This window comes from Ramlibacter cellulosilyticus (genome assembly GCF_014297465.1).
Lineage (GTDB): Bacteria > Pseudomonadota > Gammaproteobacteria > Burkholderiales > Burkholderiaceae_C > Ramlibacter > Ramlibacter cellulosilyticus.
Window position 1 is genome coordinate 25,389 of sequence record NZ_JACORT010000001.1, and the last position, 18,361, is coordinate 43,749.

Genomic DNA, 18,361 nt, shown 5'->3' on the forward strand with positions numbered 1-18,361 from the left:
GTCCGGGGAGGGCGAGCGCGAAGGGTAAGGAGCGCAGGTGCATCCGTAAAATGGAAAGTTCCGTTCAAGTGATCGGGATTGCCGATGAATCTCTCCTCCCGCGACCTGCGTGCCGTGATCGCGCTCATCGACGAGCGCAACTTCACGCGGGCGGCCGAACGCATGCACCTGTCGCAGTCGTCGTTCAGTGCCTTGATCCAGGGCGTGGAGGAAAGCCTCGGGGCGAAGCTGTTCGAGCGCAGCACGCGCTCGGTCGTGCTCACGCCCGAGGGGCGGCTGTTCGAGGAGTCCGCGCGGCGGGTGCTCGCGGATTTCGACGGGATGGTGGAGAACTTCCGCGACCATGCGCAACGGCGCCGCGGCCGGGTGGCGATGGCGGCCCTGCCCTCGCTGGCGGCGGGCTGGCTGCCCGGCGTGCTGGCGGAGTACCGCACGCGCTACCCGGGCATCGAGCTCGCGCTGATGGACAGCCTCTCGGAGCAGTGCCTGGCCATGCTGCGCGCCGGGCAGGTGGACCTGGCGCTGGCGACTGCGGGTGACAAGGACGCGGACCTGGCGACCGAGGAACTGTGCTCCGACGAGTTCCACCTGATCTGCCGCAAGGACCATCCGCTCGCGCGCCAGAAGGAGATCCGCCTGCGCGACCTCGCGGCGCATCCCTTCGTGCACCTCTCGCGCAACAGCAGCGTGCGCCAGTATCTGGAGGCAGCCTTCCACCCCGTGACGATGCAGACCGTGCTGGAGGTGGAGCACCTCGCGACCGTCACCGGCATGGTGCAGGCCGGCATCGGCATCACGGTCGTGCCGGCGCTCACGCTGTTCCACTTCGACCACCCGGACCTCGCGGTGCGGCCGGTGGAGATCAAGGGCCTGCGGCGGCGCATCCTGCTCGTGCGCCGCAAGACGGATCCGCTGTCGTCGGCGGCGCAGGCGCTCTACGACCTGATGATCGAGCAGAAGCCGCTGGTCCGCGTGCCGCGGAGCCAGCGGGGCAGGCGGCGCGGTTGACGCCACCCGCTCCCGCGCAGGCGCTCAGGGCGTGAACGTGTCGCCCAGCACCAGCCCTTCGCGCCGCGGGTCCACGCCGCCTTCGAGCGCGTTGAAGCCGCGCATCGGCGTGCGCCGCACGGTGCCGAGGCCGCTGGACTGCGCGCTCACCGACACGGTGTGACCCAGCGACCGCAGGCCGGTCACGAGCGGGTCGCTCGCGCCGCTGGCGGTCGCGTTCACGTTCGGGTGCTCGCCGCCGACGTTGGTGGTGGGCGAGTTGGCCGCGCCGAAGTCCACCATGCTCGTGGCCTGCTGCGCGGTCATGCCCCAGTCCAGCACGCCGACCAGCGTCTTCACCACGTACTGGATGATCGTGGAGCCGCCGGGCGAGCCCGTCGCCATCGCGAAGTCGCCCATGCCGCCGTCTTCGGCCTTGCGGAACACGATGGTCGGCGCCATCGAGCTGCGCGGGCGCTTGCCGGCCTGCACGCGGTTGGCGACCGGCGTGCCGCTGCCATCCGTGGGCGTCGCGGCGAAGTCGGTGAGCTGGTTGTTCAGGATGAAGCCGTTGGTCATGTGGAAGGAGCCGAAGCTCGATTCCACCGTGGTCGTCATGGACACCACGTTGCCGTCGCGGTCGACGATGGTCACGTGCGTCGTGCCGTTCTCCGGCGAAGGCACCACGCCCAGCGGCACCGGGCCGAGGTCGCCCGGCTGCGCCGTGCCCATGCTGCGCGTCATGCTGATGAGGCTGGCGCGCTGCGCGAGGTAGGGCTTGTTCAGCATCGTGTTCCAGGTGCCGCCCGGCAGCGAAACGAAGTCGGTGTCGGCCACGTACTTGTCGCGGTCCGCGTAGGCCAGGCGCTCGGCCTCGCTCACGAGGTGCACGCCCGTCACCGTGGGCTTGCCGCCTTCGCCGTCCATGGCGGTGGGGGCGTATTGCGAGAGATTGAAGTTCTCCAGGATGCCCAGCGATTGCGCGACCGCGATGCCGCCGGACGACGGCGGGCCCATGCCGCACACCCAGTAGGCGCGGTAGGTGGTGCACACGGCCTTGCGCTTCTTCGCCTGGTAGTTGGCCAGGTCCGCGAGCGTCGTCTTGCCGGGCGTGATGGCGGTGGCGCCATCGGCGCTGGCTGTGACGCCCACCTTTGCCACGATGGCCTGCGCGATGGCGCCCGTGTAGAACGCGCCGGCGCCGTTGTTGGCGATGGTGGTCAGCGTGTTCGCGTACGCGGGAATCGTCAGCACGCTGCCGAGCGCCCTGGGCGTGCCGTCCGGGTTGTAGTAGGTGGCCGCCGCCTCCGCGTCGCGCTGCAGGTTGGCGCGGTTGCTCGCGATCGCGTCGGCCATGCGCCCGGGGATGCGGAAGCCGCCGCTCGCGAGCTGGATGCCGGGCTGGAACAGGTCCTTCCACGGCAGCTTGCCGTGCTCGTTGTGCGCGAGTTCCAGCATGCGCAGCACGCCCGGCGTGCCGATCGAGCGGCCGCTGGCGCGCGCGCTGGGCCGCGGCGTGGTCTGGTTGCTCGCGTCGTCGATCCAGCGCAGGTAGTTCTCGGTCGCGGCGGCGGGCGCGGTCTCGCGGCCGTCGTAGGAGACCACGGTGCGCGCCTTCGCGTCGTAATAGAGCATGAAGGCGCCGCCGCCCAGGCCGCTGGACTGCGGCTCGACCAGGCCCAGCACCGCCTGCACGGCCACGGCGGCGTCGGCGGCGGAGCCGCCGGCCTTCAACACGTCGCAGCCCGCCTTGCTGGCGAGCGGCGTGTTGGTGACGACCATGAAGCTGCGCGCGTAGACCGGCTGCATGCCCGTGCGGTACCCGGACGCGGCTTCCGGCGCGGCGGGATCGCCGGGCAGCCCCGACCCGACGACGACCGAGCCGTCGGTGGTCGCGACCGTGCACGTCGTGTCCGCCAGCAGGTCCGGGATCTTGATCAGGCCATCGTTGCCGCCGCCACCGCAGCCGGCGAGCGAGAGCAGCAGCAGCCAAGCCGGCGCCGGCCGCATCCAGTCCATCCTTCGCATGTCGCGCACTCCTGGAGGGGAAAACCCATTATTCGGGCCGCGCGCGAAACGCGTAAAGGCGAGCGGCGCGCGGCGCCGGTGCTCATCGGGCCGCGAGCCGCGCGCGCCCGCGACGGGGTGCGGCGCGCGCGGCGGGCAATCAGGGATAGTCCGGGGAGCCGCGCTCCAGGAACTGGAACTTTCCGCTCAGTTCATTGCGAGGGCGGCATGATCTCGTAGAAGTCCCAGCCGGCGCTGCGCCCGCCCAGGCAGGCGGCCAGCGTGTCCTCCACGCGGCGCCACATCTCCATGCGGTTGCGCCAGCGGCGCACCGCGTGGCCCTCGTCGGGGAAGGACAGGTACTCCACGGGGCGGCCGAGCGCGCGCAGGCCGGCGACGACGTCGTCCGAGTCCTGGCGCAGCACGCGGATGTCGTTCGCGCCGTGGATCACGAGCAGGGGCGCGGTGATCCTGTCCAGGTGCGAGACGGGCGAGTTGGCCAGCATCTCCGCGCGCTCCGCGGGCACGGCCGGGTCGCCGTAGAAGGCATGGAACATGTGGCGGTTGCGCCAGAAGGGCGGCCAGTTCTCGATCACGCGCGCCCAGTTCGCGACGCCGACGATGTCGACGCCGCAGCGCCAGTCGTGGTCCTTGCGCGCCAGCTGCATGAGGGTGGAGTAGCCGCCGAAGCTCGCGCCGAGGACGGCCATGCGCGTGGGGTCGGCATAGCCGCGGTCGACGGCCCATTGCGCGGCTTCCGCGATGTCCTGCTGCAGGCGCGTGGCGTACGCCCGCTTCGCCGCCATCATGAAGTCGCGGCCGTAGCCCCACGACCCGCGGTAGTTCACGTTCAGCACCGCATAGCCGCGGTTCGCGAGCATCTGCGTGCTGGTGAACCACGCGCTTTGCCAGGAGTCGCGCACCCAGGGGCCGCCGTGGATCACGACCACCATCGGCGCAGGCTTGTCGACGCCGCGCGGCCGCACGAGGTAGCCGTGCACCTTGCGGCCGTCGGAAGTGGTGAAGGCGTAAGGCTCTTCGCGCGAGAGCAGCTCGCGCTTCTCCGGCTCGGGCCGGTCGAGGCGCGCGACCTCGCCCGTGGCGCGATCGAGCAGCAGTTCCGCGTCGTCGAAGTCGCCGATGGCGCGCATCACCCAGCGCTGCCCGTCGTCGGATGCGCTCTGCGGCCGGACGAAGCGCGGGCGCTCGGGGATCCAGCCGCGCTCCATCGCGCGCTGCACGGCGCGTTCCGTCTCGGCGCCGAGGGCGGTGTCCAGCCAGTTCGCCGTGGGGTAGCCGGCATCGGCGAAGTAGCCCACCGGGGCGCCGCGGGTGCGCGGGTAGTAGGCGAACTGCAGGTCCACCTCGCCATGCGCCGCGAGCACCTTCTCCGCGCCGGTGGCGAGGTCGATCTCCACGAGTGCATTCCGTTCGCGGCCCAGGTTCGACATGGCCCAGGCCTTGCCCGCCTGCCGGTCCACGCGGTGGATCCAGAGCGAGTCCCAGCCGCCCGCGAGCTTCACCGTGCGCCAGCGGCCGTCGGCCTCGAGCACCTCGAAGGCGCCATCCGACCCGTCCTGCGGCTGCAATTGCCGGAACCGCGCGGCCAACTGGTTGTCCGTGCCGACGAACCAGTTCAGCACCTTGCCGTCGCTGCGCGCCACCTCGCGGATGCTGCGCGCCTCCGCATCCGCCTCGTACAGGTCCAGGGTGCTGCGGTCGCGCCGGTTGCTGGCGAAGAAGAACTTCGCGCTGCCCGGCGCGCCGTGCGCCACGAAGTGCGAGCGCACGCCGGGCCAGGGCGTCACGGCCCAGGGCGCGAAGTCCCGGCTGCTGTCGAAGACGTGCAGGTGGGTGTTCTCGTCGCCGCGCAGGTCCTTCAGGTACACGATGTGGCGGCTGTCCGGCAGCCAGGTGTAGATCGGGCCCACGGGCCGCGCCAGGAAGCCGGTCGCGAAGGTGCGCACCGTGCCGCCGTGCACCGCACGCACCGCGAGTCCGCTGTCGGTGCCCACCGCCTGGGACCACACCAGCTGCGCGCCGTCCGGCGACAGGCTGTAGCCGCCCGCGTAGTCGATGTTCGCGACGAAGCGGCGCATCGGCACGAGCGGCGGCAGCGTGCCGGCGGCTTCGGCGCCGGCGAGCGCAGGGTGGCGCGGCGGCGTGGCGCAGCCGGCCAGCAGGGTGAGGGTGGCGAGCCACAGGAAGGCGGTACGGCGCATGGATCCTCCGCAAGGATGGGACGCCGCCGATTCTTCCTCGCTATGCTTAAGCGCAGCCAAAGACGCCTTTGGCCTCGCTTAAGGAAGGCGCCGGGAGAATCGGACCATGCACATCCTGCTGATCGAGGACGACCTGGACCTGGGCCGCGCCTTGCAGGCGGCGCTCAAGGTCGAAGGCCTGAGCAGCGAATGGCTGCGGCGCGCCGCGGATGCGCCCGCGGCGGTGGACCCCGCCGTCGTGGACTGCGTGCTGCTGGACCTCACGCTTCCCGACGGGAGCGGCTTCGACCTGCTGGCGCGCTGGCGTGCCTCCAACAACCCGGTGCCCATCATCGTCATCACCGCGCGCGGCGCGGTGGAGGACCGCCTGCGCGGCCTCGACGGCGGCGCCGACGACTTCGTCATCAAGCCCTTCGCGACCGCCGAACTCGTGTCGCGCATCCGGGCGGTGCTGCGCCGATCCGCGCGCCAGACCAGCGAGCGCTGGACGCTGGGCAACCTCACGATCGAGCCGCGCAGCCACCGCGCCGCCCGCGCCGGCGAGCCGCTGGACCTGTCGCCGCGCGAGTTCCAGCTGCTGCTGGCGCTCGCGCGCGATGCCGGCACGGTGGTGCCCAAGGGCGTGATCGCGCAGCGCCTCGAGCCGCTCGGCGACCCGGTCGACTTCGCCTCCATCGAGGTGCACGTGTCCAACCTGCGCCGCAAGATCGGCGCGCAGGCGATCCTCACCGTGCGCGGGGTGGGGTACATGCTGGCGAGCGCATGAACACGGCCGTCCACGCGTGGTGGGGCCGCATGGCGCAGCCGACGCTGCAGCGGCGCAGCGTGGCGTACGTGCTGTTCGCCTTCGGGGTGATCTGGGCCGTGCTGCTCGCGTACGCGTACTGGCAGAACGAACGCATCCTCGCCACCGAGCAACCCTTGCGCAAGTTCAGCGAGGCGCTGCACGGCGCGCTGGAGGAAACGCCCGATCCCGAGCAGGCCAGGGTGGTCGTGCGCGCGACGCTGCGCTGGATCAACGAACGCCGCGCGCAAGGCAAGCGCTTCCCTCCCGGCATGGACGCGCAGCTGCTGGATGCGCAGGGGCGCCACGTCTACGGGTCCGTGCAGCTCGCGCGGGTGCCCGCTTCGGCCTGGGAGAAGGGCGAGGTCGTGCGCCTGGGCGGGACGGCCTACCACCTGCACGAGACCCGCGGCACGCGCTGGACGCTGCGCATGGCGGAGCCGGTGCGCACCACGGGCCGCTTCCTCTCGTACAACGCCTCCAACCTGCTCGAATACCTGCTGCTGGCGCTGCCCTTCGTGGTGCTGCCGGTGTGGTGGTCGGTGCGCACGGGGCTGCGCCCGCTGGAGCAGTTCGCGTCGGCGCTCAAGGGCCGGCGCCAGGGCGACCTCGCGCCGGTGGACCATCCGGTGCGCCACCGCGAACTGCAGCCCTTGTCCGAGGCGCTGGAAGGCCTGCTCGCGCAATTGCGGCAGAAGCTGGACCGCGAACGCCTCTTCGTGCAGGACGCCGCGCACGAGATCCGCACGCCGCTCGCCGTGGTCGGCACGCAGGCGCACGTGCTGGCGCATGCGCCGGGCGCCGAGGAGCGCGAGCGCGCGCTGGCCCTCCTGAACCAGGCGATCGCCCGGGCGTCGCACCTCGCGCAGCAGCTGCTGGTGCTCGCCACGCTGGACGGCGATGCGCGCGCGACCCCGCGCCGCGTCGATGCCGCGCAGTGCGTGCGGGAACTCCTCGCGCAGCTCGCGCCGCTGGCGATGGAGCGCGGCATCGAGCTGTCGCTGGATGCGCCGGAGCAGCTCTGGGCGGAGCTCGACGAAGCGGCGTTCGTCTCCATCGTCGGCAACCTCGTGGACAACGCGATCCGCTACGGGCGCGACGGCGGGAGCCTCGTCGTGTCGCTGCGCGGTGGGGACGCGGGCCTGGAACTGCTGGTGCGCGACGACGGGCCCGGCATTCCGCCGGCGGAGCGTGCGCGGGTGTTCGAGCGGTTCTACCGGGTGCCGGGCAACGAGCGCACCGGCTCGGGGCTGGGGCTCGCGATCGTGCAGCAGGCGGCGGCGCGGATGAGGGGACGGGTGGAGATCTCCGAGGGGTTGGCGGGAAGGGGCGTCGGATTCCGCGTGGGGGTGCCAACGATGTAGGGTGGCCGGCGGCACGCCGGGCAGGTGAGCGAAGCGAACCCCACCGAAGGGCGCCCGATCGCGAGCCGCTCGGTGGGGTTCGCTTCGCTCACCTGCGGCGGCGTTCGCCGCCCCACCCTACAGGGCGCCGTCCGGCGCAGCTCGCACGCGTTCCGCCGTGGGACTTGCAGGCGACTTCCGCCCCGCCCACCGCCGAAGCAGCGGCTCTTCAACGCAGTGCCAGGTCACCACCGCCAGCCCCGTCGTGATCCCGATCGCGATCGGCAGCGCCCGCAATGGCTCCATCTCCGTGTGCCGCCCCAGCAGGAACAGCACCGGGATGTGCCACAGGTAGAGGCCATACGAAATCTTGCCCAGGTACAGCGACGCCTGCGCGGTCACGCTCTCCCGCGAGACCCGCACCGCGCAAAGCAGCAGCACCGTCAGCGCCGCGCAGCCCGCGACCCCCGTGCGGAAGAACACCGCCATCGCGGGCTCTTCCCAGTAGTCGAACTGCTGGTGCAGGGCGACCACGCCCCACCAGCCCAACGCAGCGACGAGCACGAGCCCGTGGCGCAACCAGGATTCCGTGCCAACCCGGCGCAGCAACGCCTGCCCGCTCGCCGACCGCACGAGCCGCGCCAGCAGCAGGCCCAGCGCGAATTCGTCCAGCATCCCGGGCAGCTGCGTCTGCGCCATGTAGGCCACGTCCACCGGCCCGGGCTGGTACACGAGGTGCGCGCCCCAGCGCCACGCCCAGGCGGTGAGCACGAACAGCAAGGCGAGGGGCAGCGGCCGCACCTTGCGCAGCCACGGCGCGGCCAGCACCACCAGCAGGTAGAACTGCATCTCCACGCCCAGCGACCAGTTCGGGCCGTTGATGGCGCCGTACCAGTCGAAGAAGAGGTTGTGCACGAACGCGAGGTGGGCGACGACGTTCGGCCAGATGTCGTCGCGCGACCAGAGCGCGGGCTCCACGAACGCGAGGTACGCGGCGAGCGTGAGGAAATGCAGCGGCACGATGCGCGCGAGGCGGGCGCGCAGGAAGCCCTTGCGGAAGCCCTCGCCCTGCGCGTCCAGCCGGCCGAAGGCCGACAGCCCGATCACGAAGCCGGAGATCACGAAGAACACGTCCACCGCCATCCAGCCGCCGCGGAACCAGGCGAGCGGCCCCGTGGCGGGGAAGTCCGTCCAGTCCCAGTGGGCGATGAAGTGGTAGACGAGCACCGTCAGGGCCGCGAAGGCCCGCAAGGCGTCGACGAGGGGGAAGAAGGGGCGCGCTGCTTTTTCCAAGCGCGAAATTGGACCACAGGGGAAATGCCCTCCCGCCCCGCGGGAAGCAACAGAGTGTGCCCTCAGGAATCTGGCACGCCGGCGGCCGCGCGCCGGCGCGGTGCGGCGGCCGCCTTGCCCGTCGCGGACGCCTCCTGCAGCAGTTCCAGGAAGCGCTGCGCCAGGGGCGGCAGCGCGGCGCCCTTGCGCGTGAGCACTCCGATCGTGCGCACGAAGCGCGCCTCCACGAAGGGCAGCGGCACCAGCCCCTCGCCGCTCGGGCCCTGCAGCTGCGATTCGCTCAGGATGCTCACGAGGTCGCTCTGCGAGAGCAGGCGCCCGAGCTGCGTGGCGGTGTTGCTCACTTCCACGGCCACGCGGGGCGGCGGCAGCCCGGCTTCCGCCAGGCGCCCTTCCACGTTGCGCCGCGCCGCGACCTCCGGGCCGGGCAGCATCCACTGCGCGTCGACGAGGTCCGCGATGCGCAGCCGGCGCCGCGCGAGCAGCGGGTGGCCGTTGCGCACCACCATGCACAGCGCGTCCTCGATCAGCGGCACGCCCTGCAGGTCCTCCGGCATCACGCCCGGGAGCGCGTTGATGGTGAGGTCCAGGTCGCCGAGGCGCAGCGCCGCGACGAGGGCGTCGTTCAGGTGGATCATGACGCGGATGCGCGCGGCGGGCCGCTGCCTGTGCAGCTGCAGGCAGGCCGGCACGAACAGGCGCTGCGCGTAGAGCGGCGACACGCCCACCCGCAGCACCCCCATCGCGCCGAGGTGCAGGTCGGCCGCTTCCTTGATCGCTTCGCCGAGGCTGGCGCGCAGCGCCTGGGTGCGCTGGCGGAACTGTTCGGCCACCGGCGTGAGCTGCATGCCACGCTTGCTGCGCTCGAAGAGCGGGAAGCCGAGCTCCTTCTCCAGCCGCTGCAGGCCCTTGGTGATCGCGGGCTGCGAAACGCCCAGGGCAGCCGCGGCGCGACGGGCTTGCCCGTGGCTGGCCACCGCCAGGAAGTAGTCGATGTCGTCCAGCCGCACGGCCATGGGCGTCCTCCGTCTTTCGCTTGCCAACGGCAGAGCTTCATTCCCGCATCGATAACCGTCCGTTATCAACCGGGGCGGCCGGATTATCAGCGTTCCGGGCTTCGCTTCCTAGACTGGGCGCACCTTCTGGAGACAAGCCGTGAACCTGGGCATGTACGTCGCGCGCAGTGCGCGCCATTGGGCCGACAAGCCCGCCATCCTCTTCCGCGACCGCGCGGTCACCTACGGCGAGCTCGAGCGCCGGTCGAACCAGCTCGCGCATGCCTTGCGGGCCCTCGGCCTGCAGCGCGGCGACCGCGTCGCGGTGGTGTCGCCCAACCGGCCGGAGATCGTCGAACTCGAATGCGCCCTGTACAAGCTGGGCCTGGTGAAGGTGGCGCTGAACTCGCGCCTCGCGCCCGGCGAGCTGGTGGACGCGCTGGACAACGCGGAGCCCGTCGCCTGCCTGGCCGGCCCCGAGCACCGCGCGATGGTGGAACAGGCGACAGAGCGCGTGAAGTCGCTGCGCCACCTCATTGCTTTCGCTCCCGCGCCGGGTGCGGCACCCTGGGCGGACTACGAAGCCCTGCTCGCCGCCCAGCCCGACACGCACTTCCACGTCGACATGCGGCCGGAGGAGCTGGCCGTGCTGCACTACACCTCCGGCTCCACCGGCAAGCTGAAGGCGGCGATGCAGACCGTGGGCAACCGCATGGCGTCGCTGCGCAAGGTGATCATGGGCCGCATGCAGGCGCAGCCCGGCGACGTGCTGATGCTGTGCGGCCCCATCACGCACGCGAGCGGCATGTTCATCCAGCCGATGCTGTACCAGGGCGCCACCCTGCTGCTGATGGAGCGCTTCCAGCCCGCCGAGATCCTGGAGGCGATCGAGAAGCACCGCGTCACGATGTGCTTCTTCGTGCCGGCGATGATCTACGCGCTGCTGGCCGAGCCTTCGATCAAGACCCGCGACCTCTCCAGCCTGCGCCTCGTGAGCTACGGCGCGGCGCCCATGTCGCCGGCGCGCATCCGCGAAGCCTGGGCGGCGTTCGGCCCGGTGCTGTCGCAAGGCTACGGCGCGGGCGAGACCACGGGCGGCGTCGTCGCGCTGGGGATCAACGACCACCGCCGCGCCATCGAGGGCGAGCGCCCGGAACTGCTTTCCGCCTGCGGCCGGCCCATCTGCGAATCGGACGTGCAGGTGCTCGACGAGCAGGGCCAGCCCGTGAGCGGCGACGCGATCGGCGAGATCTGCGTGCGCGGCCCCGACGTGTTCGCCGGCTACTGGCGCGCGCCCGAGCAGACGAGCGATGCGCTCGCCGCCGACGGCTGGCTGCGCACCGGGGACCTCGCCCGCGTGGACCGCGAAGGCTACATCTTCATCGTCGACCGCAAGAAGGAGATGCTGGTCTCCGGCGGCTTCAACGTGTACCCGAGCGAGGTCGAATCCGTGCTGGCCCAGCACCCCGCCGTGTACGAGGTCTGCGTGGTGGGCGTGCCCGACGACCACTGGGGCGAAACGGTGAAGGCGGTCGTGGTGCTGCGCGAAGGCGCGCAGGCCGACGGCGGCGAGATCATGGACTTCTGCCGCGGGCGGCTCGCCGACTTCAAGCGTCCGCGCTCCGTCGACTTCGTGCCGCAGCTGCCGAAGAACGGCAACGGGAAGCTCTCGCGCAAGGACGTGCGCGAACACTACTGGCGCGGCCGCGAGCGGCGCGTGAACTGAAGGAGCCGACGTGATGGACGCATCGACCACCCCCCAACGCGCGGCCGCTCCCTTCGAGGGCTCGGACGCCGCCCGCGACTTCATCGCACGGCTCGACACCTTCTTCCGCGAGGAACTGCACCCGCTCGCCGCCGAACACGGCATCACCTCCGAGAAGGGCGCCGAGCGTCCGCTGCTCGATCGCGTGTGGCAGCGCTCCCGCGAGCTGGGCTTCTACGGCATGACCTTGCCCAGGGCGCTGGGCGGCGCCGGCTTCAGCCTGGTGGACCACGTGCTGATCAAGGAAGCGATCTACGCGAGCGGCTCGCCGTTCGCGCCCCACGTGCTGGGCGAACTCACCGGCCCGCCGCGCGTGGGCGCGCTGGCCAAGGTGGTGACGCCCGACCAGATGGAGCGCTTCATCCTGCCCGTGGCGCGGGCGGAGAAGGCGATCTGCTTCGCGATCACGGAACCGGAAGCCGGGTCCGACGCCGGCGCGCTGCAGACCCGCGCCGTGCGGGACGGCGACGAGTTCGTGTTGAACGGCACCAAGCGCTTCATCTCCGGCGCGCCCTTCTGCGATTTCGCGGTGATCATCTGCTCGACGAGCAGCGATCCGGCGGTGCGCGAGACGACGGCGTTCTTCGTCGAGCGCGATCGCCCGGGCTTCCGCATCGAGGGCGGCTACAGGACGATGGCGGGCCAGTCGCACACCGGGAACATCGTGCTCACCAACTGCCGCATCCCCGCCGCCAACCAGATCGGCGAACAGGGCCGCGGCCTCGCGCTCGCGCTGGGCCGCATCACCGTCAACCGCCTGCTGCACTGCCCGGCGATGCTGGGCCTCGCCAGGCTGGCCCTGCAGGACACGATCGCGCACGCGTCGCGCCGCCGCCAGTTCGGGCAGCCGATCGGCGCCTTCCAGGCCGTGCAGCACCACATCGCCGACATGGCCACGGAACTCGCGGCGGCGCGCGCGCTCATGCTGAGCGTGGCCCGCACGCTGGACGCCGGCGGCGAGGCGCGCGCGGAAGCGTCCATGGCCAAGCTGTTCTGCTCCGAGACCGCCTTCCGCATCGCCGACCGCGCCGTGCAGGTGCACGGCGGCGAGGGCATCGTGCAGGGCAGCCGGGTGGAGTTCCTCTTCCGCCTGCTGCGCATGTACCGCGTGCTCACGGGCACCAGCGAGATCCAGCGCAACACCATCGCCCGCGAACTGCTGGGCAACGCGGTGCGCTGAACGTCCTATAACAGACTCCAGGAGACAAGTGATGATGAAGACTTCGTGGATCGCCGGCCTCGCTGCCGCCGCCTTCGCCATCGCGCCCGCGCAGGCGCAGCAGGACTATCCCCACCGCGCGATCAAGTGGATCGTGCCCTACCTGCCGGGCACCGGCCCGGACATCACGGTGCGCATCGCCGCCGAGGCGCTGACCGAGATCCTGAAGCAGCCGGTGGTGGTGGAGAACAAGGCCGGCGCCGCCGGCAACCTGGGCGCGCAGATCGCGGCCAAGGCGCCTGCCGACGGCTACACCTGGGTGTATTCCGCGACCACCATGTCCGCCAGCATGCGCATGTACCGCAAGCCGGGCTTCGACGTGATGAAGGACTTCACGCACATCGGCCGCATCACGCAGTCGGACGTCGTGCTGGTGGTCGCCGCGGATTCGGGCATCGCGACCGCGAAGGAGCTGGTGGAGCGCGCACGCAAGGCGCCGGGCAAGCTCTCGTATGCGTCCGGCGGCGTCGGCACGCCGGCGCACATGGGCGCGGAGCTGGTGCTCAACGCCACCGGCGCGAAGGCGCTGCACGTGCCGTACAAGGGCGCGTCGGAATCGGCGAACGCGGTGGTCGGCAAGCAGGTGGACTTCGCGCTGACGCTGACCTCGGTGTCGCTGCCCTTCATCCAGGGCGGCAAGATGACGCCGCTGGCGGTGAGCGGGCCCAAGCGCAATCCGAAGCTGCCCAACGTGCCGACCTTCGCGGAAGCCGGCATCCCCGGCGTGCAGCTGGTGTCCTTCGGCGGCCTGTCGGTTCCCACCGGCACGCCGGCACCCGTGGTGAAGAAGATCAGCGATGCGCTCGCCAAGGCGCTGGCACAGCCCGAGACGCGGGCGAAGCTGGAAGCGAACGGCGCGCTGGTGCTGCCCGCAGGTGCCGAGGAGTACGCCGAGAACCTGAAGGCCGAGATCGCGCTCACCGAGAAGATGATGCGCGTCGCCAACATCGAGGCGCAGTGAGATGGAGGCGGTGGCCGTGGCCGCGCAGCACCGCGAGGCAATCGGCCGCTCGCGCTGGTTCGCGGCGCTGCCGGCCGTGCTGCGCCACGACCTGCTGCGGTCCATGGTGGCGCGCCGCTACCGCCCGGGCGAGGCCATCTTCGCGCAGGGCGACGCGGTGGAAGACTGGCTCGCGTGCGCCACCGGCTGCGTGCGGCTCGCGCAGGAAGGAGCCGGCCGGCCGCTGACGCTCGCCTTCGTCGGCGCGGGCCGGTGGTTCGGCGACGCGCCGCTCGCGCACGCTCCCGCACGCAGCCACGACGCCTGGGCGCACGAGGAGACGGTGGTGCTTGCGGTGTCGCGCGAGAAGCTGCGCACCATCCTTTGCGCGCATCCAACGCTGTACGAAGCGCTCGCGGCGTTGCAGGCGCTGCGCCTGCGCCAGGTGTTCTCGCTGGTGGGCGACCTGAACCGGCTCACGCTGCGCGCGCGTCTCGCGAAGCACCTCGCGCATCTCATGCGCCACCACGGCACGGCGTGCGGCGGCGGGCGCGAGGTGCGGCTCGCGATCCGCCTGCGGCAGGACCAGCTCGCCGAGCTCCTGGGTTGCTCGCGCCAGCGCGTGAACGAGCAGCTCGCGCACATCACGCGCGAGCAGGTGATCCGGCGCGAGGCCGGGTGCCTGGTGATCCGCGATCCGCAGCGGCTGCAGCAGCTCGCGCTCGCCTAGGCGATCGCCGTAGGCAATTACATCTCGCGCCGTAACAGTCCGTGCCCGTCACGGAATCGCCATCCTCCTGGCCTAGAGTGCGGGCCACAACGAAAAGGGGGACCGATGCGAACGAAGGAACTCTCCGCACCGGTGGCCATGTTCAAGCTGGCCGCTGCACTGGAACGCTATGACATGCGCGTGCGCGCGCTCGCGGGCAGGTCGCTCGACCTGGAGATCGTGCGGCGCGTGCAGCACGATTTCGGCGAGCTGCGCCTGCTGTGCGCTTCGCTGCCCAAGCTGTCCGTCTCGTGGACGGCGGTGCTGCTGTCGCGCGCGAAGCTGCTGCAGGCCTTGTGCCAGCGTGCGGGGCCCGCGGCTGCCGCCCTGCTGCACGAGCATCTCGCCGAAGTCGAAGGCCTGCGGCGGCGCTGCCTGCGCGCGATCGGCGCGCAAGGGCTGGCGCTCACCTGAGGGCGCGGCGTAGTCCTGCGCCTACGCCGCGCAGCGTGGAGGTCCCACCCGCAGGCCGCGGCCAGGACCAACAATGGCTGGCCTATCCCAGGAGAGCCCATGCCTACCGAACCGAACAGCAACCCCAATCCCACCGGCACGGAGCACGAGGACGAGGCGATCCCTTCCGCGTCCGACGATCGCGTGATCGAGGAGACGGCGCGCATGGCGCGCGAGGGACGGAAGGAACGCGACGCCGACCCGAACGAGCCGAAGCCGCAGCGCGAGTGACGCGCGCCGGCGCGCTCAGCCGGCCAGCAGGCCGCAGAAGCGCGCCAGGTCCACGTTGCCGCCGCTGATCACCACGCCCACGCGCTGCCCGCGCAGGTCGGATGCCATCCGGCGCGCGGCGGCGAAACCGAGGCAGCCCGTGGGCTCCACCACCATCTTCATGCGCGTCGCCAGGAAGCGCATGCACTCCACCAGCTCCGCATCGCTCGCGGTGAGGATGTCCGTCACGTCGCGCCGGATGATCGCGAAGGTGAATTCGCCGACGTGCTGGGTCTGCGCGCCGTCGGCGATGGTCTGCGGCGTGGCGATGTGCACGATCTCGCCCTTGCGGAAGGACTGCTGCGCGTCGTTGCCGGCCTCCGGTTCGACGCCGTAGGTCCGGCATCCGGGCGCGAGCGCCTTCGCCGCCAGCGCGCAGCCGGAGAGCAGGCCGCCGCCGCCCAGCGGCACGAACAAGGCATCCAGCGGGCCGACCTCCTCGAACAGTTCCTTCGCGGCGGTGCCTTGCCCCGCCAGCACGTGCGGGTGGTCGAAGGGCGGGATCAGCGTCAGGCCCTCCTTCTGCGCGAGCTCGCGGCAGATCTGCTCGCGGTCTTCCTTGTAGCGGTCGAACAGCAGCACGCGGCCGCCGTAGCCGCGCGTGGCCTCGATCTTGGCGGCGGGCGCGTCGTTCGGCATCAGGATGGTCGCGGGCATGCCGAGGATGCGGGCCGACAGGGCGATCGCCTGCGCATGGTTGCCCGAGGAGAAGGCCACGACGCCTGCGCGGCGTTGCTCAGGCGTGAACTGCGACAGCGCGTTGTACGCGCCGCGGAACTTGAAGGCGCCCATGCGCTGCAGGTTCTCGCACTTGAAGAAGACCTGGGCGCCGAACGCCTCGTCGACGGTGCGCGACGTGAGCACCGGCGTGCGGTGCGCCTGCCCTTGCAGGCGCGCGGCCGCGGCGGCGACGTCGTCGTAGGTGGGGAGCGTGGGAGCCATGCCTTTCCTCCTGTGCAGGCCTCCACGATAGCCGATCACGCCGGTGCGTCGCTCACCCGCCGGATCGGCGTCAGCACCCAGGCGAGCGCGGCGGCCAGGACCAGCAGCGCGCCCGCGGCGGCGAAGAGCTGCGGCAAGGTCACGAATTTCATGACCACGCCGGTGAGCGCGGACGACAGCGGCACCAGGCCCATGAAGATGAACATGAACAGGCTGGTGGTGCGTCCCACCATGGCCGCGGGCACGCGCTTCTGCATCCAGGTGAACACGGCGACCTGCAGGAAGCCGCCGAGGACACCGATGGACAGCATCAGCAACGCGCCCTGCCAGGCCGCGCCGACGGCGCCGAGCGCCATGCACAGGAGGCCGATCACGGCGTCGGCCAGCAGCAGGCTGGTGCCCAGCGTGCCGATGCGCAGGTCCGGCCGCAGGCCGCCGGCGACCATGCCCGCGAGCGTGCCCGCGCCGTGCGCGCCGAGCATCAGGCCCAGCGCTGACGCTCCGAGCTGCGGCTGGCTGTTCGCGAGCACGGGCAGCGCGATGTGCAGCGGACCGAGCACGAGCAGCGCCACGGCGCCCCAGTAGGCGAAGCAGGTGCGCAGCTGCGCGTCCCGGGCAACGTGGCGCAGGCCGTCCAGGACCGAGCGCCAGAGGCCGCCGGGGGCCGCAGCGCGCGACGCGGGTTCCTGCGTTCGCACCTTCGACAGCGTCCATGCGGACAGCGCGAAGCTCGCCGCGTCGAACGCGAAGGCCAGCGCCATGCCCGTCGCATCGCGCACCTGCCCGGCGCCGTCGCCGAACACCGCGATCAGCACGCCTGCTGCGAGCGGCCCCACGAACATGCTCAGTTGCCGCAGCCCCATCATCATCCCGTTGGCGGGACCGAGCTGCGCCGGCGGCAGCGCGTGCGGCAGCATCGAAGTGCCCGACGGGATGCTGAACGCGCTGCTGATGCCCAGCGCCAGCGACAGTGCGTAGATCGCGGGCAGCGACAACGCGTCGCGCCACACGCCCAGCGCCAGCACCGCGAGCAGCACCGTGTTCACGTGCTTGGTGAGCATCAGCACGCGGCGCGGCGAGAGCCGGTCCACCAGGGCGCCACCCACCAGGATCAGCAGCGCGCGCGGAATGCCGACCAGCGCCAGCACCGTGCCGAGCGCCACGGTGTCGCCGGTCATGCGCAGCACGAGCCAGGGCAGGGCGACCAGCGTGAACTGGTCGCCGAGCAGGGAGATGGCGCTGCCCGCCATCAGCCAGCGGAAGTTGGGTGCGCGCAGGAGGGCGGCGCGCGCGCCGGGATCGGGTTGCATCAGGAGTCCTCGTTTTCCTCGAAACGGGACGCACTGTGCGGCCTCACGTTACGTGAGGGTCAAGGGGGCGGCGGCACCTGCAGCAGGAAATCGCGCACTTCCCGGCCGAGCGGCGCGCCGGCCAGCAGGAGAGGGTCGGCCTGGTGCAGGGTGAGCAGCTTGCCGACCTTGCGTGCATCGCCGCCGGCCATGCGCTCCAGCAGTTCCACCCAGCGCTCGCGCAAGGCGCGCGCCGGCTGGCTCGTGGGCCGCGTGCGCTGCGCCAGCAGCTTGCGGCCGGCCTTCTCGATGGCAGCGAACTCCTCGTCGGGGACCATCCGCGCGGGCTTGAAGTCCACCTCGCCGAAGTGGGCCTGCAGCAGGCCGACGCGGAAGGCGATCGCCTGCTCCATGTACGCGATCATCCCGCTGGGCGGCGCGCCGCGGATGCCATGCGCCGAAGGTTCGGCGCGGTACATGGCGCCCCAGCGGTCCATGCGCTCGAAATCGCCGTCCATCCAGCGCACCATCAAGGCCGTCCAGCGGCGCGTGAGCGCCTGCGCACGTTCGCTGTCGTGGGCGGCGCCTGCGTCCATGCAGTCCTGCACCTCGGCCTGCAGCGCGAGCCACTCCTCCTGGATGGTGGCGTAGGACTGCAGGATGTCGCGGATCTCGCGCGCATCGAAGTAGCGGCCATAGGTGGTCATCAGCGACAGGCTGCGCACCCAGTCCTCCATCGCCGGCGCCATGCCCTTGGCCAGGTGGTCGCGCAGCAGCGCGAGGCGCTCCTTCAGCTCGCTCGCCTGGCGGATCTGCGCATCGAGCTGGAGCATCTGCTGTTCGAGGATGCGTTCCGGGCTGCCGCCGCGGCCATCGAGCAGCGGGCCGATCTCGGCCAGTGGCAGGCCGAGGTGGCGCAGCGCCTGGATGGCGTGCAGGCGCGCGACGTCCGCTTCGTCGTACATGCGGTAGCCGGACTCGCTGCGCGCCGAGGGCTTCAGCAGCCCGATCTCGTCGTAGTGGTGGAGCGTGCGCACCGTGAGGCCCGTGGACCGGGCCAGGGCACCAACCTGGAGGAGCATG

General features: G+C 71.5%; 16 protein-coding genes. 9 read left to right on the forward strand and 7 right to left on the reverse strand.

What is annotated here, in order from left to right; translation table 11 throughout:
• Nucleotides 1-84: 84 nt before the first annotated feature.
• Nucleotides 85-1,008: a LysR family transcriptional regulator gene (locus H8N03_RS00150; RefSeq protein WP_187074099.1), complete on the forward strand. Its 924-nt coding sequence runs from the start codon at nt 85-87 to the stop codon at nt 1,006-1,008.
• A 24-nt stretch (nt 1,009-1,032) separates the two neighbouring features.
• Here H8N03_RS00150 and ggt read toward each other — a convergent pair whose 3' ends face one another.
• A complete protein-coding gene (gene ggt, locus H8N03_RS00155; protein ID WP_187074100.1) occupies nt 1,033-3,015 on the reverse strand; it encodes a gamma-glutamyltransferase in 1,983 nt (660 codons plus the stop codon).
• Nucleotides 3,016-3,206: 191 nt separating this feature from the next.
• The gene (locus H8N03_RS00160) at nt 3,207-5,216 is read right to left on the reverse strand and encodes a S9 family peptidase (RefSeq protein ID WP_187074101.1); all 2,010 of its coding nucleotides are present in this window, start codon (nt 5,214-5,216) and stop codon (nt 3,207-3,209) included.
• A 106-nt stretch (nt 5,217-5,322) separates the two neighbouring features.
• On the opposite strand from H8N03_RS00160, the gene H8N03_RS00165 reads away from it, so the two are divergent.
• Both H8N03_RS00165 and H8N03_RS00170 read left to right on the forward strand, forming a co-directional pair.
• Complete coding sequence (locus tag H8N03_RS00165) at nt 5,323-5,982, forward strand: response regulator (RefSeq protein ID WP_187074102.1); 660 nt, start codon at nt 5,323-5,325, stop codon at nt 5,980-5,982.
• On the forward strand, nt 5,979-7,364 hold the full coding sequence (locus tag H8N03_RS00170; protein ID WP_187074103.1) for a sensor histidine kinase: 1,386 nt from the start codon (nt 5,979-5,981) through the stop codon (nt 7,362-7,364). The genes H8N03_RS00165 and H8N03_RS00170 overlap by 4 nt, the downstream gene beginning before the upstream one ends.
• A 117-nt stretch (nt 7,365-7,481) precedes the next feature.
• Here H8N03_RS00170 and H8N03_RS00175 read toward each other — a convergent pair whose 3' ends face one another.
• Nucleotides 7,482-8,636 carry an acyltransferase family protein gene (locus tag H8N03_RS00175; RefSeq protein ID WP_187074104.1) on the reverse strand — a complete coding sequence of 385 codons (1,155 nt, stop codon included), beginning with the start codon at nt 8,634-8,636 and terminating at the stop codon, nt 7,482-7,484.
• 62 nt (nt 8,637-8,698) lie between these two features.
• Entirely contained in the window at nt 8,699-9,652 is a 954-nt protein-coding gene (locus H8N03_RS00180) for a LysR family transcriptional regulator (RefSeq protein WP_187074105.1), read from the reverse strand.
• Between the two features lie 139 nt (nt 9,653-9,791).
• On the opposite strand from H8N03_RS00180, the gene H8N03_RS00185 reads away from it, so the two are divergent.
• The 6 genes from H8N03_RS00185 (at nt 9,792) to H8N03_RS00210 (ending at nt 15,008) form a co-directional block, all read left to right on the forward strand.
• A complete protein-coding gene (locus H8N03_RS00185; protein ID WP_435531643.1) occupies nt 9,792-11,357 on the forward strand; it encodes an acyl-CoA synthetase in 1,566 nt (521 codons plus the stop codon).
• 13 nt (nt 11,358-11,370) lie between these two features.
• Nucleotides 11,371-12,576, forward strand: coding sequence for an acyl-CoA dehydrogenase family protein (locus H8N03_RS00190; RefSeq protein ID WP_187074106.1), 1,206 nt, complete (start codon nt 11,371-11,373; stop codon nt 12,574-12,576).
• 31 nt (nt 12,577-12,607) lie between these two features.
• On the forward strand, nt 12,608-13,576 hold the full coding sequence (locus tag H8N03_RS00195; RefSeq protein WP_187074107.1) for a tripartite tricarboxylate transporter substrate binding protein: 969 nt from the start codon (nt 12,608-12,610) through the stop codon (nt 13,574-13,576).
• Nucleotide 13,577: 1 nt separating this feature from the next.
• The gene (locus H8N03_RS00200; protein WP_187074108.1) at nt 13,578-14,285 is read left to right on the forward strand and encodes a Crp/Fnr family transcriptional regulator; all 708 of its coding nucleotides are present in this window, start codon (nt 13,578-13,580) and stop codon (nt 14,283-14,285) included.
• Nucleotides 14,286-14,390: 105 nt separating this feature from the next.
• The gene (locus tag H8N03_RS00205; protein ID WP_187074109.1) at nt 14,391-14,738 is read left to right on the forward strand and encodes a hypothetical protein; all 348 of its coding nucleotides are present in this window, start codon (nt 14,391-14,393) and stop codon (nt 14,736-14,738) included.
• Between the two features lie 99 nt (nt 14,739-14,837).
• Entirely contained in the window at nt 14,838-15,008 is a 171-nt protein-coding gene (locus tag H8N03_RS00210; protein ID WP_187074110.1) for a hypothetical protein, read from the forward strand.
• A gap of 15 nt (nt 15,009-15,023) precedes the next feature.
• Here the strand turns inward: H8N03_RS00210 and H8N03_RS00215 are convergent, their stop codons facing one another.
• From H8N03_RS00215 to H8N03_RS00225, 3 genes are read right to left on the reverse strand one after another with little or no spacing between them, the layout of a single operon-like run.
• On the reverse strand, nt 15,024-15,989 hold the full coding sequence (locus tag H8N03_RS00215) for a threo-3-hydroxy-L-aspartate ammonia-lyase (protein ID WP_187074111.1): 966 nt from the start codon (nt 15,987-15,989) through the stop codon (nt 15,024-15,026).
• A gap of 35 nt (nt 15,990-16,024) precedes the next feature.
• Nucleotides 16,025-17,299, reverse strand: coding sequence for an MFS transporter (locus H8N03_RS00220; protein ID WP_187074112.1), 1,275 nt, complete (start codon nt 17,297-17,299; stop codon nt 16,025-16,027).
• Nucleotides 17,300-17,358: 59 nt separating this feature from the next.
• A complete protein-coding gene (locus tag H8N03_RS00225) occupies nt 17,359-18,360 on the reverse strand; it encodes a MerR family transcriptional regulator (RefSeq protein ID WP_187074113.1) in 1,002 nt (333 codons plus the stop codon).
• Between the last annotated feature and the right edge of the window lies 1 nt (nt 18,361).